Source organism: Candidatus Obscuribacterales bacterium (assembly GCA_036703605.1).
GTDB lineage: Bacteria > Cyanobacteriota > Cyanobacteriia > RECH01 > RECH01 > RECH01.
Map to the genome: position 1 here is coordinate 7501 of DATNRH010001083.1, position 21400 is coordinate 28900.

Annotated in this window: 17 protein-coding genes (1 of these 17 cut by a window edge); 7 read left to right on the forward strand and 10 right to left on the reverse strand. The window is 52.2% G+C overall.

Annotation, left to right across the window (positions count from 1 at the left end):
• Both glpK and V6D20_22230 read right to left on the reverse strand, forming a co-directional pair.
• A protein-coding gene (gene glpK, locus V6D20_22225) for a glycerol kinase GlpK (GenBank protein HEY9818497.1) crosses the window boundary here: on the reverse strand, nt 1-1048 show its 5' portion. Its footprint begins 467 nt before the window's first position; the window shows 1048 of its 1515 coding nt (coding positions 1-1048); it begins with the start codon at nt 1046-1048; its stop codon lies off the left edge, out of view.
• A 468-nt stretch (nt 1049-1516) separates the two neighbouring features.
• On the reverse strand, nt 1517-2731 hold the full coding sequence (locus tag V6D20_22230; GenBank protein ID HEY9818498.1) for a HAMP domain-containing sensor histidine kinase: 1215 nt from the start codon (nt 2729-2731) through the stop codon (nt 1517-1519).
• A gap of 658 nt (nt 2732-3389) precedes the next feature.
• Here V6D20_22230 and V6D20_22235 point away from each other — a divergent pair.
• Nucleotides 3390-4484, forward strand: coding sequence for a glycosyltransferase (locus tag V6D20_22235; protein HEY9818499.1), 1095 nt, complete (start codon nt 3390-3392; stop codon nt 4482-4484).
• Nucleotides 4485-4551: 67 nt separating this feature from the next.
• On the opposite strand, the gene V6D20_22240 is transcribed toward V6D20_22235, so the two are convergent.
• The 3 genes from V6D20_22240 to V6D20_22250 form a co-directional block, all read right to left on the reverse strand.
• Nucleotides 4552-5397, reverse strand: coding sequence for an MBL fold metallo-hydrolase (locus tag V6D20_22240; protein HEY9818500.1), 846 nt, complete (start codon nt 5395-5397; stop codon nt 4552-4554).
• Nucleotides 5398-6272: 875 nt separating this feature from the next.
• Nucleotides 6273-6788 carry an inorganic diphosphatase gene (locus V6D20_22245; GenBank protein HEY9818501.1) on the reverse strand — a complete coding sequence of 172 codons (516 nt, stop codon included), beginning with the start codon at nt 6786-6788 and terminating at the stop codon, nt 6273-6275.
• A gap of 796 nt (nt 6789-7584) precedes the next feature.
• Complete coding sequence (locus V6D20_22250) at nt 7585-8400, reverse strand: peptidoglycan recognition family protein (protein ID HEY9818502.1); 816 nt, start codon at nt 8398-8400, stop codon at nt 7585-7587.
• 300 nt (nt 8401-8700) lie between these two features.
• Here V6D20_22250 and V6D20_22255 point away from each other — a divergent pair, with 300 nt between their 5' ends.
• On the forward strand, nt 8701-9684 hold the full coding sequence (locus V6D20_22255; GenBank protein ID HEY9818503.1) for an alpha-ketoacid dehydrogenase subunit beta: 984 nt from the start codon (nt 8701-8703) through the stop codon (nt 9682-9684).
• Nucleotides 9685-9780: 96 nt separating this feature from the next.
• Here the strand turns inward: V6D20_22255 and V6D20_22260 are convergent, their stop codons facing one another.
• Complete coding sequence (locus tag V6D20_22260; protein HEY9818504.1) at nt 9781-10605, reverse strand: fumarylacetoacetate hydrolase family protein; 825 nt, start codon at nt 10603-10605, stop codon at nt 9781-9783.
• A gap of 195 nt (nt 10606-10800) precedes the next feature.
• Between V6D20_22260 and rpsF the strand changes: the two genes are divergently transcribed.
• Nucleotides 10801-11124, forward strand: coding sequence for a 30S ribosomal protein S6 (gene rpsF, locus V6D20_22265; protein HEY9818505.1), 324 nt, complete (start codon nt 10801-10803; stop codon nt 11122-11124).
• Here the strand turns inward: rpsF and V6D20_22270 are convergent.
• Together V6D20_22270 and lepA are read right to left on the reverse strand one after the other, a co-directional pair.
• Nucleotides 11121-11243, reverse strand: a complete 123-nt coding sequence (locus V6D20_22270; GenBank protein HEY9818506.1) for a hypothetical protein — start codon at nt 11241-11243, stop codon at nt 11121-11123. The two genes, rpsF and V6D20_22270, sit on opposite strands and share 4 nt — an antisense overlap.
• A 36-nt stretch (nt 11244-11279) precedes the next feature.
• Nucleotides 11280-13082 (reverse strand): translation elongation factor 4, encoded by a 1803-nt coding sequence (gene lepA / locus V6D20_22275; protein HEY9818507.1) that lies wholly within the window; start codon nt 13080-13082, stop codon nt 11280-11282.
• Between the two features lie 382 nt (nt 13083-13464).
• On the opposite strand from lepA, the gene V6D20_22280 reads away from it, so the two are divergent.
• Complete coding sequence (locus V6D20_22280; protein ID HEY9818508.1) at nt 13465-15369, forward strand: SBBP repeat-containing protein; 1905 nt, start codon at nt 13465-13467, stop codon at nt 15367-15369.
• A gap of 60 nt (nt 15370-15429) precedes the next feature.
• Here the strand turns inward: V6D20_22280 and ribBA are convergent, their stop codons facing one another.
• Nucleotides 15430-17130: a bifunctional 3,4-dihydroxy-2-butanone-4-phosphate synthase/GTP cyclohydrolase II gene (gene ribBA / locus V6D20_22285; GenBank protein ID HEY9818509.1), complete on the reverse strand. Its 1701-nt coding sequence runs from the start codon at nt 17128-17130 to the stop codon at nt 15430-15432.
• Nucleotides 17131-17370: 240 nt separating this feature from the next.
• Between ribBA and V6D20_22290 the strand changes: the two genes are divergently transcribed.
• The 3 genes from V6D20_22290 to V6D20_22300 all read left to right on the forward strand — a co-directional run bounded on the left by V6D20_22290 (nt 17371) and on the right by V6D20_22300 (nt 19993).
• Nucleotides 17371-17592, forward strand: a complete 222-nt coding sequence (locus V6D20_22290; protein ID HEY9818510.1) for a DUF2997 domain-containing protein — start codon at nt 17371-17373, stop codon at nt 17590-17592.
• Between the two features lie 60 nt (nt 17593-17652).
• Nucleotides 17653-18171, forward strand: coding sequence for a hypothetical protein (locus V6D20_22295; protein HEY9818511.1), 519 nt, complete (start codon nt 17653-17655; stop codon nt 18169-18171).
• A 244-nt stretch (nt 18172-18415) separates the two neighbouring features.
• The gene (locus tag V6D20_22300) at nt 18416-19993 is read left to right on the forward strand and encodes an Hsp70 family protein (protein ID HEY9818512.1); all 1578 of its coding nucleotides are present in this window, start codon (nt 18416-18418) and stop codon (nt 19991-19993) included.
• Nucleotides 19994-20018: 25 nt separating this feature from the next.
• Here the strand turns inward: V6D20_22300 and V6D20_22305 are convergent, their stop codons facing one another.
• On the reverse strand, nt 20019-21155 hold the full coding sequence (locus tag V6D20_22305) for a geranylgeranyl reductase family protein (GenBank protein ID HEY9818513.1): 1137 nt from the start codon (nt 21153-21155) through the stop codon (nt 20019-20021).
• Between the last annotated feature and the right edge of the window lie 245 nt (nt 21156-21400).

Sequence of the window (21400 nt, forward strand, 5' to 3'; positions counted from 1 at the left end):
CAAAATAGGCTCCGCCATTATCAGACACCTGTTCCGCCATGGGCCCAGTATCTGAGGCTGCGGTAATTAACTTCAGCCCATCCCGCAGCCACTGGATGCAGGCTCCAGCCGTGAACATACTACCCTCTAAGGCATAGCCCACCTCAGTTTGATCGCCATGGGATTGCGTCCAGGCAATAGTAGACAGCAGATGGTTTTTGGAGCGGGCGATCGCATTGCCCGTATGGGACACCAAAAAGCAGCCCGTGCCATAGGTGCATTTCAACAATCCAGGGCGATCGCACCCGTGGGCATAGAGCGCCGCCTGTTGATCACCAAAAACCGCCGTGATGGGAATTTCAGCACCCAGAATATCCGGTGCAAGCGTCCCAAAGTGGCCAATACTGGGCTGAATACTAGGCAGAATCTCCCGTGGGATGCCAAACAGGGCCAGCATTTTTTCATCCCACTGCCGATTCACCAAGTTAAGCAGCATGGTGCGACTAGCGCTGCTATCGTCCGTCGCATGTACCTGCCCACCAGTTAGGTTCCAAAGCACCCAGCTATCGATAGTGCCCGCCAGGATATTGTTGGGCTCCATGGGTGGATCATCTTTCTCTAGATGTTTTAACAACCACTGCAGCTTACTGGCAGAAAAGTAGGCATCCAGCACCAAGCCAGTGCGATCGTAAATCTCATCGACATAGCCTTGCTCTGCCAATTGGCGACACATGGCGGAGGTGCGACGATCTTGCCAGACGATCGCATTATGCAGAGGACGACCGGTGGTTTTATTCCACAGTAAACAAGTTTCCCGCTGAACAGTCAGCCCGATAGAGGCAATTTGCTGCGGTTGGATGCCGGCTTTTTTGATCGCCGCCTGCATCGCCCAGCAGGTATCATCCCAAATCTCACGGGGGTCGTGCTCAACCCAACCCGGCTGGGGGTAGTACTGAGTGAGCTCTTTGTAGGCCTGGGCGGCGATGGTACCACGGCGATCGAACAAGATCGCTCGATTCCCTGTGGTACCTAGATCCAGCGCCATTACATAGGTCGGAGAAGTCATCATCCCTCACCTTATAGTCTGAACAATAGTGGGGCGATCGCCTCGGCATTGAGTGCCATATGGACTGAGCCAAACTCTTGGTTCTAGACCGTAGGGGACAGCCCTTAGAACAAATGCCAATGTGGGGATGGACATCCTCCTTAGGGCGATCGCTGAAGCATAAACGTTGGCCAATGGTCACGACAACTCGTCACAACTGATCACAACGATCAAGGGCAACGCTGGGGGCGATCGCTGAACCTGTACCCATACACAGACATAGCTGAAGATGCCCAACGCACACCAGATTAAAGTCACTAGATTGGCTTTATACCGGATGCCACATCACCCCAATAAACCAGTTTGGCAAACCTTGGATCATGAAAAACCTCTCTAACGGCATAGATTTTGATGAAATCATGATGAAAATCAATCCAACCTGAGGTCTTGCCCAGGACGTGATGTCAGTGATTTTGCCATGGTCATGTCCAATCACTCATGCATCGGCAAGAAAATATCAAACCCTGTACCCACACCCACCTGGGAGCGTAGGTGTAAGCATCCTCCATGTTTCTCGAAAACAATCTGTCGGCAAATAGCTAGGCCTAGACCTGTTCCATGTTCAACGGATTTTGTTGTGAAAAACTCTTCAAAAATGCGCTTTTGAAGATTATCCGGGATACCACAACCGTTATCATCAATCGAAATACAAACCCAGCGGTCAACGTCGGTATCGCTGGTGTGAAGCAATTCATCCCGTGTAAGTTGTCGAGTTGTAATCGTAATTTGTGGTTGCCAATCTACAGCAGCTAACGAGCGATCGCGTTTCACTGTTGAGAGCTGCTGTTGCCGTTCTGCGATCGCATCTGCCGCATTACTAATCAGGTTCATAAAGACCTGGTTCAGCTGACCTGGATAAACCGAAACCATGGGTAACTCACCATACTGTCGCACCACAGTCACCACATTGCGGAGGCGCGTACTTAAAATAACCAGCGTGTTTTCCAAGCATTCGTGAATGTCTGTTGCTTGATATTCATCTTTATGTTGATAGGAAAACGTTCGCAAACTTTCAGCTATTTTTCGGAGGCGATCGGCCCCTACTTGCATACTAGAAATAATTTCAGAAAAGTCTTTTTTTAAGAAATCAAATTCAATCTCTTGCTTCATTGCATCAGATTGAGCAGAGTTCTGATGATCATCTGCATCATAAACATCAATTAACGCCAGCAAGTCCTGACCATAGTTTCCAAGATAATTGATATTTCCAGCAATGAAATTAACCGGGTTTAAAATCTCATGGGACACATTCGCAATCAAACGCCCTAAGCTCGCCAATTTTTCATGTTGAAACATCTGCGCTTGAGTTTGTTCATGAATCACCTGCTTGGCTAACTCATGAATGCGGGAGTGGGCCAACAATAATTGATGAATATCTAATAGCCGGTAGTCATCACCGCTCTGCACCACAATCGGTTCATATAAATCTTCAGGCGATCGCTGTAGAGACTGCTGAACTGCATCGACAATTAGCGTCTGGCTAGGCAAGACTAAGAATTCATGGGCAATGAACCGATATAGCGTCTGAAGCGATCGCTGCAAAAATAGCTCTAGGGCATAGGGACGACTCATCCGCTCCAAAAACCGACGACGAGAAATCATCCCTGCAAACTGGTTGTGCTCAAGCAGCACAACGCCTGGGATCATGGGATCAGCATCGAATTGGCGAGCAATATCCTGGGCTGTGCTTTGAGAGTGAGCTTGGCAATGATGTAGCGACAATTCACCAAGTACTGAGTTAAGTTTGAGCGATGGTGATGCAGTCACACTAGCAGGAGATTGGACAGGAGGCATGAACTCACGAACCATCTGACTCAGAGACATTGAATCTCACAATAGTATCGAACATAGCTAGTCGTAGCGATCGCCGTAGGATGCACCTCTATCATCCTATTCTTTGCCATCATGCCACTAATACCGCTTCTACACGTTAACAGAAGATTAAAAACCTGTTAAACAAGCAGGTTTGATATTCTCAAGGTTGATCTTAAGGTGTAGATCAAACGGGTTGACTGACCCATCTTTTCTGTAGGCTGGGTTGAGCAATGTAAAACCCAGCATCAGCTTAGATTCCAATGGGTTACGCTGACGCTAACCCATCCTACGATGGAATCAAGATTGCAGGAGTTTTGTCAGTCAATCACGAACGATTGGGTTACATAACTTAGACCCTTCTTCCAGCGTTTATGACAGCGCAGCAGTCCCATGGTCTACTTCTCGCCCATGGGACAATCGTGGGACTATTCAGGCTTGCATTCACTCATTTGACTCATCATAATTATCTGATTCCTGGGGCGTTATCTTTATGCGTGCACTTCTAATCGGCAATTCGAAAAACAAGCTCGACAATATTGCAGCCGCTCAACTGTATCCTTTCTTTTTATACCGTCGGCAGCTTCGTCGGAGGATATGCCTAGAGTTCAAGCATATTCAGGCTTATACCTTCAGCGATATTTGTGATGCCTCTACGAAGAAAAACGTTGATGTGATCATCATTCGTCCTGACTGGCGAGAAGATAGCGAAACGGCTGAACGTAGCCTGGAGTATATTCGCAAACACAACCCTTATAAAAAGATCATTTTCCTCGATCCCTTCGACCAAACCAGCAGTCGATACTTCAGTGTTTTGCCCTACGTCAATCAGTTCCTCAAATACCAGCGGCTTAAAGACGTTCAACTCTATACTCGTCCCTTTGTGGGCGGTAGCTTCCTCACCGACTATCTAGCCCATGAACTGAACTACGATCTCAACAACTGGCATGTCGGCTCTCAGGCTCCAGAGGGGTATGAATCAAGAATTGGCACCTACTGGAACTTTGCCACATCCCAAGGATTCTACAAAACCTTCCGCAAACCAGCGCGTCGAACCGGAGAAAAAGACATTGATGTGTTCTGCCGCCTGTCGTTTGGGCCGCCCGAACAGGTGGAATGGTACGGTCAATATCGACTAGCCGCCGTTCAAGCGCTCGTTCCCCTAGAGGCTCAGTACAAACTTGCCGTCGATCGCAGCCCCGAGGGAGCACGCAGCGTGTCTAGCAAACAGTATCTAGATGAGATTAAACGCAGTCGCATCGTGTTCAGCCCCTTTGGATGGGGAGAAATTACCTGGAGGGATTATGAAGCAGCCTGCCATGGATGCTTGCTCATCAAACCTTCCGTCGATCATATCGACACCCGGCCCAATATCTTCTATCCAGGCAAAACCTACGTGCCTGTCCGATGGGACTTTCAGGATCTAGAAGAAAAGTGTCGCTACTACTTAGAGAACCCAGACGAAGCCAATCAAATTATTCAAAATGCTCGCCAGGCTTATATGCAGTATTTTGAGAATCAAGAGTTCATCAATACGATGGAACGAGATATTCTGTCTCAAGCCCCGACACCCATCTCAGTTCTCTAGTCAACCATAACAACAATCCCTCGCCCGATTGGACGAGGGAGAAACCCTTTAGACACCTCATTCTCCTTTACTCTAGAAGATTGATAGCCATTCCCTCTCGGGCCAACTGAGCATGGGGGAAGGTTGCCTGAACCTCCAGTTCCATGTGGTCTAAGAAGTCATCTTCATGGTGTGGATCGTGGTGGAATAAGATGACTCGCTTGGCGTGAGATTCGATCGCCACTTCTACCGCCTCTTTCCAGGTTTGGGTTTGACGGGTGACCGCTTTTACCGCTGGATCATAGTAAGCGCGATCGGCATAGTCTACATCGTAAATGAGTAGATCTGCTTCACTGGCTAAGTACAGTACATTTTGGTCAACGTTGCGGCCGTTATGCTCTGTATCGGTGGCATAGACAAGCGATCGCCCTTCCCACGTGACCCGATACCCAAGAGAACTGTTCGTACCATTCAACGAAACAGTTTCAACAGTCACATCATCGAGCGTGATGATGGAGCCTGGCGAGATGTTGTGAAACTGCATGTCAGCCTGCATCACCTGAAGAGGCACCGGGAAATGAGGGCGCAACATCTGATCACAGAGTCGCTGCTTAATCGAGGCTCCGTTTAAGCCCACAGAGCCGTAGATGTGGAAGCAGTTGCCTTGATGAAAGGCAGGCATAAAAAATGGGAATCCCTGGATCCGATCCCAGTGAGTATGGGTGAAAAAGATGTGCGCATCAACAGGCATCTGCTTTAGCAGGTGATTGCCCAATACATGTAACCCCGTACCGCCATCAAAAATTAGGCGCTTTCCTGCTACTTGCAGTTCTACACAGGCTGTATTACCGCCGTAGCGGGCGGTCTCTAGGCTGGGCGTGGGGATACAACCCCGAACGCCCCAAAAATACACCATGAACGCTTCAGTGCTCATCGGCTTGGGTGGGGCAATACCATGAATTGAAACAGGTTGAGCATGAGTAGTTGGGGTATCAATGCCTGACATTGTTCGAGCAAATTAACCATAGTTGGATGTCGTCGTACCAACCGAGTTCATGATCATGAACTCTTCTCTGAGATCTGAATAAACCATCGCTTCTTAAGTATGCCCAAAACTGAGGAATGCATATCGATTTACAATAGCTACCCAGTTCTAGATACAGTCTGCAATGGGTTCCCGAAGAACAGCAACGATCTAGGTTCTAGTATCTAAACCAAGGGATGGCTCTCTCGGCAAGATGATAGGTCGTGCAAAAAAACAGCAAGCAACTCTACCCCTGAAACTTTAGATGCTGATGATGTGATCATCTTAATCGATGCTACTCTTCATCGCTATGGTCTGCCATCGGGTGATGCCCTCAGATGTTGCACCCCATACCACCTAGCCTAAGGCTCAGTGAAGACAAACCTCTCACGTATCTGCGCCACGTAGAGCACAACGCTACTGTCTTTTATCAGCCATGCTACTGTCAGCCGTGCTGCTGTCAGCCGTTATCTCAAACGATACACACATCAACGAACGACCAAGAATCCCTACAGAAACGCTTACACGTTAAGCCATCGGGCAGCTTCATTAAGAATGTCTTTCATGTATATACCAGCCCTAAACCTCTTATCGGGATACTCTTCTGACGTGAATGAGGAGAAAAAAGTAGCAAGCCCGGCTAATGAGGTTAAAACCCCGGCATCATCCCTAAACCGGTGTTATTTATCATCAGCGATAGGCGTTGCTCACCCCACCACTTCTCTTCATGGGGGTTGTTTCTATGGGTGAGGTGTGACAACGCCCGCTTGGCAGATAGGACGACGTTAGTTAGATTTGTAGCGAGCAATGCAGGCATTCACAAGGGCAGCTACTTGATCAACATCTTTCCAACCGAGAATTTCCGTAACCTTCTTCTCAAGGTTTTTGTAGGTCTTAAAGAACTCAGCAATTTCGTCCAAGCGATGGCTAGCGACGTCGCTCAAGGATTTCACTTGGGTGTAGCGCGGATCTTTGTCAGGCACACAAAGAATCTTTTCATCGCGATCGCCCCCGTCGATCATCTCCAACATACCAATGGGACGTGCCGCAATCACACAACCGGGAAAGGTGGGTTGATCCATCAAGACCATGCCATCGAGAGGATCGCCATCTTCCGCTAGGGTATTGGGCACAAATCCATAGTCGTAGGGGTATTGCACCGATGCATATAGAACGCGATCGAGGGCAAACGCCTCTAGATCCTTGTCATACTCGTACTTGTTTTTGCTGCCAGCCGGAATCTCAATCAAAACGTTGATTAGACCCGGTTTAGGTTGGGCAGGAATGCGTGATAAGTCCACAAAAAATCTCCAGGCTAGTACAACTCAGTGAACAAACTGGGTGCGGCTGGGAGATCGGCAAGCCAGGTAACTAGGCAAGGTTTTAGACTCACCATTGACCGCTCCATTTTTGACTCTATAGAGCACCATGACCGATCGCACCAACACCATCTCCCGAATAGCATTTTAGTGGAAGACGGACTCGCCTCGACGGGTCTGGTTAGAACTGAAGAGGGTGAACCAGAGATGACTTGGGTCTTTTAGGGCAACACACTTAGGACTAATCACCGGATCCAACGTTTGAACGCAGAACCGGATAAGGGGCTGGCGGCCATGGCTCTAGGGGTTGAGAGGAGACGTAGGCGATCGCCAACAGTGGAATCACTAGCGTCAGTAGCGCAATGATGGTTCCCATAACCTGTCCAGGCCAAGTAGCAGTGGATTTCGGAGGAATATCAGATTGACTACTAGATTCCATGGGAATGCAAGACGTGAGTTCGGTAAAGCGGACTGTTCAACGTATACGCTAGCCTGCAACAGCCACGCCTCATAATCGATTCATCTTCAATACTAGCGAAGTTTTTTCTGCTCCCGCGAGGAGAGGCGATCGCTTTCTCAACGCCAGGGGCGATCGCACCAGCCATACTTATTTTAGACCTGCCTACCATTAGGTTCAGGTTTTGCTGTTTTTCCAATTAACCTCACTACATTTTCAGGATGCCCTTACGTACGAACATGCATTCCCATCTCTCATATTCTGTCATATAACTATCAGCCACCTGCTACAAAGACTACGGTTTCTACGAAACGCTGCCCCCTAGGCGCGGCGATTAGGATACTGGTGCAAGATAGCCAGAAACCGCTCCCGATCAAAACTGCGTGGATCGATACGGCTTTCGGTGCGATCGACGGCCTCATGGGTGGTAATGCGATCGTCGGGAATGTCGGTTCTAGCCAGCAGCCAAGCTAAAGACTGGTACTGCTCCTCGGTATAGCCGCGATGGGTCGGCCCAGATTCCCAGGAGCCTGGTGGAGACTCTAGGGAAATGTGATAAGCAAAGTTATTCACCGAGGGGGGAAAATCGGGATTGGTGCGCACACCCTCCACTTGCCCATTGGCATTGACGAAAACTGAGTTGCCTGCACCAAAGGCTCGCATTTCAATGGGAACGATATACACGACCGTGCCGTCTCGTTCGATGATGACGTGGTAGCTCACCTGATCCCAATCATCAGGATGATGGGTTTGGAATAGATAAATGGCGCTTTGGGCTGTCCCGACCGTTTCATGGAGCACCACCACAAGAGAATTGGTGAGCAAATGACCATCGACATCTTGCAGAACCCGCCTATCGTAGTTGCTGGGATCGGCCATGGCAGTACGCTGGGGAGGATCATAGCCAATGGATGGATTGGGTACCGCAGGCAAGAGAGTAGGATTTTTAAAGGGGTTGGGAATTGCTTCAACCGTTGGCAATTCTGCTTCAACAGGCTCACTTCTGAGGTTGAACAACACTCGGGCTCGGGCAAATGCACCTTGGCTCACACCGATCATAAACAGGGCAGAGACGAGCGTTAGAATAAACAGCCGCCCTAGGAGCGATCGCATGATCCACCGAAATTTATCTATCATTCCACACACTCACAGGGCAAATGGGTTGTCGGATTAAGCGCGATTGCATGGTCAGACTTTCAGGAAAAGGAACGCAAGGATTCATCCTGTCCTAGAAGGCTAGTTTTAGTATACAAAGAGACGCATGGAACACTATCATCATGCCGTCTAAGCCCTAGACTAGCCTTGGACAAAAACCCAACTCCTTAAAAAAAGACTAGAGAACTTTTTAAGTGATCACGAAAGAGGCCCGCGTCCCGTTAGAATTGTAGTCTGGACAGATATCGAGTTTGAACCCTTAGATACATTTCCTTCCATCAGATGGCAGAAACCCTTCTATTTAACGCTCTCCGTCAAGCAACCGATGAAGAAATGGCCCGCGACCCTAGCGTCTTTGTGCTAGGGGAAGATGTGGGACATTATGGCGGTTCCTACAAAGTCACGAAGGATTTGTACAAAAAATATGGCGATCTGCGGGTGCTCGATACGCCGATCGCAGAGAATAGTTTTACAGGAATGGCGATCGGAGCCGCAATGACAGGGTTACGCCCGATCATTGAAGGCATGAACATGGGATTTCTGTTGTTGGCGTTTAACCAAATTGCTAACAATGCCGGCATGTTGCGCTATACCTCCGGTGGCAACTTCAAAATTCCTATTGTGATTCGTGGACCCGGCGGGGTAGGTCGGCAGCTTGGGGCAGAGCACTCCCAGCGGCTAGAAGCCTACTTCCAAGGTGTACCTGGCTTGAAGATGGTGGCTTGCTCTACGCCTTATAACGCTAAGGGGTTACTCAAGGCCGCCATCCGTGATGACAATCCGGTGATTTTCTTTGAGCATGTGCTGCTCTATAACCTCAAAGAAGATTTGCCAGATGACGAATACGTTTTGCCCCTAGACAAGGCAGAACTGGTGCGCAAGGGCAAGGATGTCACCATCCTCACCTACTCACGAATGCGCCACCACGTCATGCATGCGGTTAAAACCTTGGAGAAAGAGGGGTACGATCCTGAGGTGATCGACCTAATTTCCCTGAAGCCCTTGGATTTTGAGACCATTGGAGCATCTATTGCCAAAACCCATCGGGTGATCATCGTTGAAGAATGTATGCGCTCGGGCGGCATCGGCGCAGAGCTCACCGCATCGATTAACGATCGCTTCTTTGATGAACTGGATGGCCCTGTTTTGCGCTTGGCATCGCAAGACATCCCCACGCCTTACAACGGTACCCTGGAAGCACTAACCATTGTGCAACCGGCTCAAATTATTGAAGCGGTGCAAAAAGTGGTAGCGGCAAGGGTGTAGTTCAGCTTCAATCCTGTTAACAATCATGCAGCAACGCGGGGAGGACATCCTTCCCGCGTTTTGATGTTGCCTTAGTCCGAGTTTCTACAAAAGGGGCTAGGGAGCGATCGCATCCTCCCCGGAGGGAGACGGATTAGGTTCTGGCTCAGGACGGGCAATCACCGAACTCTCCAAGCTGCCAATGCCTTCCACTTCCACCCGAATGACATCCCCCACCTGCAGCGGCCCTACGCCCTCCGGCGTCCCGGTGAGCACCACATCACCAGGCAGGAGCGTCATCACCCGACTGATATAGGACACCAACTGCTCCGGTGACACTACCATCGTGTCAATCGAGGCGCACTGCACCGGATCCTTGTTCTGGTTGAGAAACGTCTGCAGCATGGCTCCAGCACTCAGTTCTCGAACAATCCACGGCCCGAGGGGACAAAAGGTATCGAACCCCTTAGCTCGCACCCATTGATTATCGCGCTGTTGCAAATCGCGGGCAGTGACATCAATGGCGATGGTGTAGCCCCAGATCTTTGACCGAGCTTGCTCGGGCGTGCAGTTAAAACAGCGATCGCCAATCACCAGCGCTAACTCGCCTTCATAGTCAATCCGTTGAGACTGAGGTGGGTATTCAATGGCATGTCCGGTAGCAATCACCGCCGTCGGTGGCTTCATAAAAATCAGCGGTTCCTCCGGCACAGGCGTTCCCATTTCTGCAGCATGTTTGGCGTAGTTTTTGCCAATGGCCACAATTTTAGACGGCGCACAGGGAGCCAGAATATCAAACTCATCTGGATTGAGAAATTGCTCGGTTAATTGCCCCCCTAACCAAGGCGGGGCATCCAGGATCTGCACTTGGCGATCGAGGTGCAGTAACCCATAATAAAGCTGCCCAGGCGGGGTTTTAACTCGAACGTAGCGCTGCGCCATAGTGGGTTGACCTAAACGTAGTGTATGATTATATATCCTTGCCTTTGCTGAGCCATGTCATACGACTCAGAAAATCCGTTCGTCAGAGGGCAGACCAAAGACGATTGAGGAGCGATCGCTCCATGTCTACTGAGTCAAAAAAGGACTAGGGCAATTTTACAGCAGAGGCCACTTGTCCATAAGGAGTTGTTTGTTATGAAACGTGCGTACGAAACCATGTACATCCTACGCCCAGATTTGGGTGAAGAGATGGCCGACCAAGTGATCACTAAGTATCAAGGCATTCTCAAAGATAACGGCGTTGAGTCTATTGATACCCAACACCGAGGCAAACGTCGCCTAGCCTACGAAATTCAGAACCACAAAGAAGGGATCTACATCCAAATGAACTATGAAGCAGAGCCGACGGCGGTTGCTGCCATGGAACGGGACATGCGCTTTAGTGAAGACATCATTCGGTTTTTGACTATGCGTCAAGATGAACTGCAGTCTGACCCCTCTACACCCGTCAGCCTCTAGCCCCCAGCGATCATAGGGCTCTCATCATGCCCTCGGGACTCAGCCCCACTGGAGTCTAGCGACCATCCATCCAGCAGGGGCGATCGCTCAACCTTAAGATCACTAAACGGCCACCCCATGGGGTGGCCGTTTGGCGTTAGAGAGCTGCAACTAGCCTAAAGCTTCAGCACCGCCATGAACGCTTCTTGCGGTACATCCACCGTACCGATCGCTTTCAAGCGCTTCTTACCCTTGGCCTGCTTCTGCAATAGTTTCTTCTTGCGGCTAATATCCCCACCGTAGCACTTGGCTAAGACATCTTTGCGCAGGGCTGGAATGCTTTCACTGGCAACAATTCGACTCCCAATCGCCGCCTGTAGGGGAATCTTAAACTGATGGCGGGGAATTAATTCCTTAAGCTTCTCCACCAGCGCCTTACCAACGTAGTAGGCCTTATCACGATGGACAATCGTCGCCAAGGGATCAACCTTATCGCCATTGATCAACACATCCAGCTTCACCAAAGGATTGACCCGATAGCCAATTAGATGATATTCCATGCTGGCATAGCCCCGCGATCGCGACTTCATCTGATCGAAAAAGTCTGTGACTACTTCCGCTAGGGGAATCTCGTAGGTGAGGGTGGTGCGCCCCTGGGCTAGGTACTTCATGTCCTTAAACTCACCCCGCCGGCTCTGCCCTAGCTCCATCAAGGTACCCACGAAGGCCTCCGGGGTAATCATTTCTACCTTGACATAGGGTTCTTCAATCAACTCGCGATACTGCGGATCGGGCAACTGACAAGGGTTATCAACCATCAACACCGCCCCATCAATCGTCGTCACCTTGTAGATCACCGAGGGAGCCGTAGTAATCAAATCCAGGTTATATTCACGCTCCAGCCGCTCTTGGACAATTTCCATATGCAGCAGCCCGAGGAACCCGCAGCGGAAGCCAAAGCCCATAGCGCTGGAGGTTTCTGGCTCATATTGCAACGCTGCATCATTTAAGCGCAGCCGTTCCAGGGCCTCCCGCAGATCTTCAAACTGATCGGCATCAGTGGGAAAGAGTCCGCAAAATACCATAGGCTTAGCTTCGGTGTAGCCCGGCAGCGGCTCCTTAGCCGAGCCCTTGGCAAGGGTGATGGTATCGCCAACCCGAGCATCTTCAACCGACTTAATGGCCGCTGCAAAGTAGCCCACTTCACCGGCATGGAGAGCATCGACTTGCACTTGGGTTGGGGACAACACACCCAGTTCATCAATTTCATACTCCTTACCCGAAACCATGAGCCGGATGCGATCGCCCTTGCGCACCTCCCCATCCATCACGCGGAAATAGACGATCACGCCGCGATAGGCATCATAGTAGCTGTCAAAAATCAGGGCCCGCAGCGGCTCCTTCATGGTGTCTTGGGGCGGCGGCACGAGGTAGACAATCGACTCTAGGATGTCGTCAATGCCAACTCCTTCCTTGGCGGAGGCCAAAATAGCATTGCTACAGTCCAAGCCAACAATCTCTTCAATTTCTGCCTTCACCCGCTCTGGATCAGCCCCAGGGAGATCAATCTTGTTGAGGACAGGAATAATTTCCAGGTTGTGCTCTAGCGCTAGGTACACATTCGCCAAGGTTTGCGCTTCCACACCCTGGGAGGCATCCACCACCAGCAATGCTCCTTCACAGGCAGCTAGCGATCGCGACACCTCGTAGGAGAAATCCACATGCCCCGGCGTGTCGATCAAATTCAGCACATACTGTTCGCCATCCCGCGCTTGATAGTGCATCCGGGCTGCCTGGAGCTTGATAGTAATGCCCCGCTCCCGTTCTAGATCCATCGAGTCGAGAAATTGCTCTTTCATGTCGCGATCGCTCACGGTGCCAGTGGATTGCAGCAAGCGATCCGCCAGGGTGGATTTACCGTGGTCGATGTGAGCAATAATCGAAAAATTACGAATGCGAGAGACGGGTGCGTCAGTCATAGAGCCTCAATTCACCATGCAAGCGGAGTACCCGATCGTTTCGTCCTTCAGCCCTAGCCGTTCAGCCTCCCATGCCACCCATCCCCCAACAGCTAGGCATCCCAACGAAACCTAGGGTCAGCGGGTCAGCCGAGGAAAACGGAGCGTTCAGGGGGGTGAACAGGTTAAGAAATCTCTAGAGAAAAGCGATCGTGCTGAAGATATTGTAATGCGTCTACCCGGCTTATCGAAGGACTCGGGCAGGAGGACAGGGATTGAGCTAGAGATTTGACCGCTCATGTACTGAGTGAAGTTTGTATAAAGTTTCCGTAAGACGGTTGCGATCGCCCTCTAGTATGGGGCAGTTTAGGAGGAATTTCCCCATAATTACGGATGCACTACCATGACAACGTCACCAGGCAATACTCGTGCCCAGGCCCCACAAATTCAACTTGGTAGCCGTCCAAGTACATTTACGGATGTTGTCAGCCGGGTCACCCCCAACGACTACTATCAGGTACGCTTTCAGCAACGCACCAGCTTCGACCTCACCCTATCCGGGCTACAGGCCAATGCCAATGTGGAGCTGCAGCGGCGAAATGGCAGTCGCATTGCCCGATCAGCTCGCCCTGGTCGCCAGGATGAACGCATTAACCTCAATCTCGATCCTGGCATCTACTACGTTCGGGTCTACCAAGGGCAGGGGAATACTCGATACCAACTACGCATGAGTGCCAATGTAGATCGAGCTGGGGACAGCCGGGGTCAAGCTCGGGCAATCATAGCAAGCGATCGCCTCCGTACCTTCCGTGACTATGTGGGGCCCTCCGACCGCAATGATTTCTATCGCTTCACTCTAGATGAGGCTCGCGAGATTGATCTCCGCCTCTCCAACCTACAGGCCAATGCCGACCTACGCCTACTCGATAGCCAGGGTCGGCTCCTAGACGCTTCCACCCAAGCAGGCACCAGGAACGAACGCATCACCACGGAGCTAGAGGCTGGCACCTACTACCTACGGGTGACGCCCAGAGGCAATGCCCAGACCCGCTACGCCCTCACTGTTCAGGCCAATCCTCTCCTGACGCAAACCTTGACCCAAGAGTGGATTAGTCAAATCGGCACCGCCGCCAACGACTACGCCTACGGCATCGTAGTGGATAGCCGGAATCGGGTCTACATCGCTGGCACCACCGGCGGCAATTTGGCAGGCACCTCCGCCGGTGGACAGGATGCCTTTATTGCTGCCTTTAACGCTGGCGGTGGGTTACTTGACATAGACCAAGTCGGCACCAACCGGACAGACATCTTTTCCGGTCTAGCCATGGATGCCAACGACAACCTCTACGCCGTCGGCACGTGGAATTTGGGCAGGCCTAGCCTTAGCCCTTTTTTCCTAGGATCCGGTGATGCAGTTCTGGCCCACTATCGCACCATCAACGGTGAGTTGATATCCCAAGCACAAGACACCCGAAATATTCGCACCCTTGACTCTGCTGCAGATGTCGCCGTTGATGCCAATGGCACCGTGCTGCTCGCTGGGGCCGCCGTTCAAGTCTCCCTATCCCTATCTCCAACTAGCGATACGTTTGTGGCTAGCTACACCAGTGGCGGCAGTCTTCAACAGCGTTCTGGAGATTTTGACACCATCAGCCAACAGGCCGCCGCTACCAGCATTGCGGTAGATGCAGCGGGCAATATCTACGTAGCGGGGATTACCAACGCTGAGTTGGACATCAACAATCCCGGCAATCCCTATGCCAACAGCGACGCCTTTATTGCTAAATACAGCGCCAACGGCACCCAGCTTTGGTTTAACACCCTAGATTCCGGCAGCACCGATACAGCACGGCGCTTGGCCGTCGATAGGGCCGGCAATGTTTACGCGGTAGGCCACACCGAGGGCAGCCTGCCAGGGCAAACCGGCGCTGGCGGCACCGATGCCTGGATTGTGAAGTATGACACCAACGGTCAACAGCAGTGGCTCAACCAGTTTGGTACCAGCAGCCTCGATGAAGCTCAAGCGATCGCCCTGGATGCAGCAGGCAATATCTATGTCACTGGCGAAACCGAAGGCTCCCTCTTTGGCACCCATCAAGGCGGTAGTGATGCTTGGATCGTTAAATACTCCAGCAGCGGTCGCGAGATCGCCAGTCTTCAACTTGGCACCGCAGCAGATGAGGAAACCTACGGCATCACGGTTAGCGCAGACAACCATGTCTATGTCGTCGGGCAAACCCAGGGCGTTTTAGGCGCTAGCAATGCTGGCAATTACGATGTTTGGGTCGGCAACTATTCTCTCGCCTAACGTCAGTTTGACATTCACGATCATCGCTACAACTAGATGAAGGCTGTGAAGTCGATCAGCCTAATCTGCTGGTGTGTGCCGAGAAAAGACATAGATGCGTTGGGTTTCAAGCTGTCCACAGAGTTCTGAGGGACGTAAGGTTTCACCGTTGGATTGATCCAGGCGGAACAGTTGCCGGTGCAGTTTCACCTGCAGATTGGTGAAGGGATCGCCACCAGGCGACACCAAAAATTCAAGCTGCTGCACGGTGCTCCAGGTTGCCAAGTTGTCTAAGATTTGCCCGATCGCGAGGACGTAGGGATGGGTGCAGTCTTGGTACCAGTCGGCGGCGGCGACGTTGGCTTGATCGAGCCCTAGATGGAAGGTGAGGGAGGATTTACCAAAGAGGGCGATCGCCATGGGGCGGGCTTCTTCTTGCAGCAGCAGATCATGGGCAGTGGTAAGATGCCGCAATTTTTCGAGGCGATCGTAGCGTTCGGTGACGGAATCGGGTTCATCTTGCCATTGAATGGCGACTGTCACCAGATAGGTTTGCAGCAGCAAGTGCCCGAGTTTTTGGGCTTTGGTGGTGAGATAGTCTACGTTGTAGGATGTCGCCTCGATCAGGAGCGGCACCCGATCTACCATCTCTAGGTCGTAGCCCTTGAGCCCGGCAATTTTGCGGGGATTATTGGTGATCAAGCGAAACTGTTTAACACCGATGTCGTTGAGAATTTGCGCGCCGATGCCATAGTTGCGCTGGTCGGCAGGAAAGCCGAGTTTTTGGTTAGCCTCCACTGTATCAAGACCCATATCCTGCAGGGCGTAGGCCTTGAGCTTGTTCACCAACCCAATGCCGCGTCCTTCTTGACGGAGATAAACCACAACGCCTTCCCCTGCCGCCTCGATCATCTTCAGGGCTGCCTGCAGTTGCATCCGACAGTCGCAGCGTAGGGAGCCGAGGGCATCGCCGGTGAGGCATTCGGAATGCACCCGTACCATAATGGGCTGCTGGGCAAAGTTCGTCGGGTCACCCTTGACCATGGCAATGTGCTCGGAGTTATCCAGTAGGTTACGGTAGGCATAGATTTTGAACTGACCAAACTGGGAGGGTAGATCGGCCACCGTCTCTCGTCGGATGAACCGTTCATGCTGTAAGCGATAGCTAATCAGGTCAGCAATGCTGATGATCTTGAGGTTGCGCTCTTTGGAATACTTCACCAGTTCTGGCAACCGGGCCATGGAACCATCAGGGTTTTGGATCTCGCAGATCACCCCTGAGGGATACAGTCCTGCGAGGCGCGCTAGGTCAACCCCAGCTTCCGTATGACCGGCCCGCTTGAGCACGCCCCCTTCCCGAGCCCGCAGGGGAAAGATATGTCCCGGACGGCGTAGGTCGCTGGGTTTGGCCTGGGGATTGATGGCAATTTGGATAGTTTTAGCCCGATCGTCCGCCGAGATGCCGGTGGTGACGCCTAGATGCAGAGCTCCGTCAATGCTGACGGTGAAGGCAGTTTGCTCGCTGCTATCTTCAAAGGAATGGCTGCTGACCATCAGGGGTAGTTCTAGCTCATCTAGGCGATCGCCCATCATGGCCAGACAAATCAGCCCCCGAGCCTCCACGGCCATGAAGTTGATCATGTCGGGAGTCGCAAACTGGGCAGCACAGATCAGATCCCCTTCATTCTCGCGATTTTCATCGTCTACAACCACAATCGAACGTCCGGCCTTCAGGTCAGATAGGGCATCGTCGATGGAGTCAAATTGAAAGGTGAGATCCATAGTGTAAGTTGGGATTTCCATTGCACCGGGCTGCGATCGCGCAGAACAAACTGGGACACCATCCTAGTGAGGATAGCTTCATGTTTCTTCAAAGTGGCGTAGATTCTTATTTTAGCCCGTTGGCTTGGTACCCAGCCGCGAACTTTCATAAAAGCCGGGCTATCTCACAGGCGATGAGAGGTCACTATAGTAGAGAAGATAGTAGAGAAGAGCTGCCCATCAAGCTTGGGAGTAACGTTTATGGCTGAGTATCAACGCATTGAATATCGCATTGGCCCTGATGGACAGATCATCGAAACGGTGATGGATGGTCTGGGAAGCGGCTGTCTTGGTGCAACCCAGGCGATGGAGCAAGCTCTGGGTGAGGTAGAGCAACGCCAGTTTAAGCCGGAGTATGACGCTGGCACGGAGGTGGCAACAATGCTGCCAGCGATCGCCTCCCAATCTATCTCGTCGCCCTGACCGATTCACCCAGTCGCTTGCACACTCTTCATCATTTACTAACAGGATTTCAGCGTCATCATGATTGGAGCCAGTGGATTTTTTCTCTTTGATCTGGTGATGACCGTTGTTGCCCCGATCACCACCCTAGCGGTGTTGGGCAGTGGGTCGTCTCAGCCGTCTATCGAACATGCCGACGTGAACGAGCTACGCCAACAGTGTCGGCGGCTCCAGGCGCAATTACAGACCCAGGAGGAACAGGCGATCGCTCAATCTCGCCTAGACACTTTCGAGTCATTGCAATCTTTATTGATTGGTTACCCGAGCGCGGCCCAGATGGTGGATCGTCAGCCGGAGTTTCCGGCCCGACATTTGATGGCGATGCTGACACCGTTGGATCACCTGCTCAACCAGTGGGGCTATGAGCGCATTGGTCAACCTTGGGACTCGGTGTCGTTTGATCCTCACCTGCATCAGCCCGATGAGGAGGATATCTCCACGGGCGACTCGGTCTATGTGCGATTTGTGGGCTACCGCCAGGGCGATCGCATTCTCTGTCCCGCGAAGGTGAGCCGCACGCTGCCGTCTAATGTGCAATAACCACAAAGCTTAAGAGCTACCAGGTTCCAGAACGGCAAGACTCTAGAACTACAGGGTTCCAGACCCAAGTGGGACGACATAACGATTGGCAAGCATTTCGACGTCGCTCAACCCTCTTCTTATAAGACTTTGAGCATTGAGCGACGTCGAAACCCGGCAAGCTTCATTTCATTGAGTCCACCGGTTTGTAAGGTTCCAGACCTGCAACGCTAAAAAACCGCTAGGATGATGTGACACAGAAGGGTTGAGCAATCAGGGTATGACAGCGATCGCCATTGATTTTGGCACCAGCAACACAGTCGTTGCCATTCAAGATGTGGCCAGCCAACGGCCCCAAACCCTAGTGTTTGATCGGCTCTCGCGCCGGATACAAACACCTCGGGGGGCGGTGAGTGTGGTCCCTAGCCTAGTCTTTGTAAAAGATGCTGAGACCTTGATAGTGGGGGAATCGGTGCGATCGCAGCGCTTGGGACACGTCCAGCCCGATCGCTACTTCCAGGGGTTTAAGCGGGATCTAGCTGCCGACTTTCAGCCACCGCCCCGCACCTTGGATGGCCAGCTTTATACCGCCGCTACCGTTTCAGAAGCCTTCTTGCAGACTCTTTGGCAGCAGGTGCAGCAGCAGGGCATGACGCCCAGTCACCTGATTTTCACCGTGCCGGTGGGAGCTTTTGAGCGCTACCTCGATTGGTTTCGTACCCTGGGCGATCGGTTGGCGGTGCCGACGGTGCAGTTGGTGGATGAATCTACCGCTGCAGCGCTGGGCTATGCAGTGCGGCGGCCGGGATCGCGGGTGTTGGTGATTGATTTTGGTGGCGGTACCCTCGATCTGAGTTTGGTGCGCACCGTTCCCACCACCCAAGGGCAGCGATCGCTAAAAGCGGAGGTGATCGCCAAAGCCGATGCCTATGTGGGCGGGGTGGATATCGATCGCTGGATTGGGGAGCGCTGTTTGCAGCAGTTGGGGCTAACTCGGGAGCAGATTGGCGAAACCGGCTGGCAAATGGTGCTGGAACGGTCGGAGCGGCTGAAAATTCGGCTGTCGTCGGAGGAGACGGCGACGGAAAGCTGGCTGGATGATGAGTCGTTTCGGGCCTATGACCTGACGTTGACGCAACGCGGCTTGGCAGACTTGCTGGAAGACCAGCAGCTTCTCGACCAGGTGCGTCAGGCGTTGGATGAGGTGTTGGCGATCGCCCAGCTAAAAGGCGTGGGCAAGGCGGATATTGAACTGGTTTTACTGGTGGGCGGCAGTTGCCAACTGTTGGCGGTGCAGCAGTTGATGCTGTCCTACTTTGGGCGGCAGCGGGTGAAGATGCACAAGCCCTTTGAAGCCGTTGCCCATGGGGCGATCGCCCTCAGCCAGATTAGCGAGGTGGATGACTACCTGCACCACAGCTACGCCATTCGTTTGTGGGAGCCCTATAGCAAAACCTATTCCTACTTCAAGCTGTTTGACCAGGGGACGACGTACCCCTGCAGTCGTTCTGAACCCTTGACCCTGCAGGTGGCCCAAGAGGGGCAACGGGAAATTCGGCTGGATATTGGCGAAGTTGCCGACGTAGCCCAAGCCGAACTGGCCTACGACGCCCAAGGACGGATGACCAGCAGCGCCGTCCATCGCCAAGAATCCTACCGTTCCCTAGAAACCCACCATAATCCCGTGTGTGTTGCCCACCTGAATCCACCAGGACAGTTGGGCAGCGATCGCATCACCGTACAATTTGCCGTTACGGCCGATCGCACCCTGGTGGCCACGGTGCGAGATCTCTTAACGCAAACAACCCTGGTGGAACAAGGGGCGATCGCTAAATTGCAATAGGGGCGATCGCCCCCAGACCTCAGACCTAACGTCCCCCCATACCGGGAATCAGTCCAGAACTGAGCCGCTTCAATGCTCGGTTAGCCACATCTCCGTAGCGCAACTCACCGCAGAGAATCTGACCCATGCGTTGGGTGGCCGACGGCCGCTTCACACCAACTTTATAACCAATCCCCGGCACCCGGTAGAATACACCGGCTAACCGCTGGGCCCAGGCCATATCGCTGCCCCATACCTCGTTCACCACTTGGGTGTAGTGTGCTAGGGCGTTGGCATCGCCTCCCAAGGCTGCATCGATCGATTCCGCTGCCTTGACGCCGGTGAGAATAGACGGACGGATCCCTTCTGCGGTAAATGGGTCAACCACGCAGGCTGCTTCCCCTGCCAGAACAGCATTCTGGGTATGCAGAACCTGATCGCCATCCCAGAGACAAAGGGGATGGACAAACTGCTTGGCGCTGGAGAGATCCACACCAAATATCTTGGCATAGTCCGCCAAAAGGGCGTTAAAGTCCTGAGATTCGCCCCCCCGGAATGTGCCGATGCCGATGGAGTAACCATCCGCCTTCGGAAAGTTCCAAATGTAGCCATTTTTAACCATGCCGAATTCAAAATAAATTCGGTCGATATCCTGCCCTTGCTGGGGCGTTTCTGCTTCCAACATTCCAGCCAGGCGACGCTTATACTCCTTAAAGCCCAGCCATTTAGCCATGGGCCCTTTTGCACCATCCGCTGCCACAAGATACCGACCTTCTAAGGGTCCTTGAGCTGTGTTCACCTGCCAGCGATCGCTCTTAAATTCAATGCCCGTTACCTCGGTGCTATCTCGGAGTTCAGCGCCTTGCTCTTGGGCTTTCTGGATCAAAAAATGATCAAATACATCTCGCCGCACCATCCACACCGGCTCTGTGCTTTCAATTTCCGCATCCACCGGGTCTTCCATTTTCCAGGTGTAGCGCACCGTCTTCACTTTCATGGAGATGGCGGGCGAGAAGTCAAAATCAAACCATTGGGCAATCTGCGGAGAAACACCGCCACAACAAGGCTTATAGCGGGGCAGAGATTCCTTTTCCAGCACGAGAACCGAGCGCCCCCGTTTGGCAAGATGGTACGCTGCTGCTCCCCCGGCTGGGCCTGCGCCCACAATGATGCAGTCATACATAGAGCTTTGATTCTCACTCCTAGTTAATAATTGAAGGCACTGTGATCAAGGCTTGGGTTTGGGTCTAGGGCTCCGAAGGTCGTCATGGAATCCATGAGCATGGTTTAGAGCAAGGCGAATGCTCCACCACAGGCGATCGCACTGCCTTGGTGGACACTCGTTGCCGTTAGAGGGTCATAGATAGGGCGATCACCTATCAAACAAAGGTCAAGCTCCTAGTGGGGCAAGACAGTCAACCTCTGAAG

What these genes read in the sequence shown, in the direction of transcription:
- V6D20_22230 (HEY9818498.1), bottom strand. Translation starts at nt 2,731, where the DNA reads ATGATCCCAGGCGTTGTGCTGCTTGAGCACAACCAGTTTGCAGGGATG.
- V6D20_22235 (HEY9818499.1), top strand. Translation starts at nt 3,390, where the DNA reads ATGCGTGCACTTCTAATCGGCAATTCGAAAAACAAGCTCGACAATATT.
- V6D20_22240 (HEY9818500.1), bottom strand. Translation starts at nt 5,397, where the DNA reads ATGAGCACTGAAGCGTTCATGGTGTATTTTTGGGGCGTTCGGGGTTGT.
- V6D20_22250 (HEY9818502.1), bottom strand. Translation starts at nt 8,400, where the DNA reads ATGATAGATAAATTTCGGTGGATCATGCGATCGCTCCTAGGGCGGCTG.
- V6D20_22255 (HEY9818503.1), top strand. Translation starts at nt 8,701, where the DNA reads ATGGCAGAAACCCTTCTATTTAACGCTCTCCGTCAAGCAACCGATGAA.
- V6D20_22260 (HEY9818504.1), bottom strand. Translation starts at nt 10,605, where the DNA reads ATGGCGCAGCGCTACGTTCGAGTTAAAACCCCGCCTGGGCAGCTTTAT.
- rpsF (HEY9818505.1), top strand. Translation starts at nt 10,801, where the DNA reads ATGAAACGTGCGTACGAAACCATGTACATCCTACGCCCAGATTTGGGT.
- V6D20_22270 (HEY9818506.1), bottom strand. Translation starts at nt 11,243, where the DNA reads ATGGGGTGGCCGTTTAGTGATCTTAAGGTTGAGCGATCGCCCCTGCTG.
- lepA (HEY9818507.1), bottom strand. Translation starts at nt 13,082, where the DNA reads ATGACTGACGCACCCGTCTCTCGCATTCGTAATTTTTCGATTATTGCT.
- V6D20_22280 (HEY9818508.1), top strand. Translation starts at nt 13,465, where the DNA reads ATGACAACGTCACCAGGCAATACTCGTGCCCAGGCCCCACAAATTCAA.
- ribBA (HEY9818509.1), bottom strand. Translation starts at nt 17,130, where the DNA reads ATGGATCTCACCTTTCAATTTGACTCCATCGACGATGCCCTATCTGAC.
- V6D20_22290 (HEY9818510.1), top strand. Translation starts at nt 17,371, where the DNA reads ATGGCTGAGTATCAACGCATTGAATATCGCATTGGCCCTGATGGACAG.
- V6D20_22295 (HEY9818511.1), top strand. Translation starts at nt 17,653, where the DNA reads ATGATTGGAGCCAGTGGATTTTTTCTCTTTGATCTGGTGATGACCGTT.
- V6D20_22305 (HEY9818513.1), bottom strand. Translation starts at nt 21,155, where the DNA reads ATGTATGACTGCATCATTGTGGGCGCAGGCCCAGCCGGGGGAGCAGCA.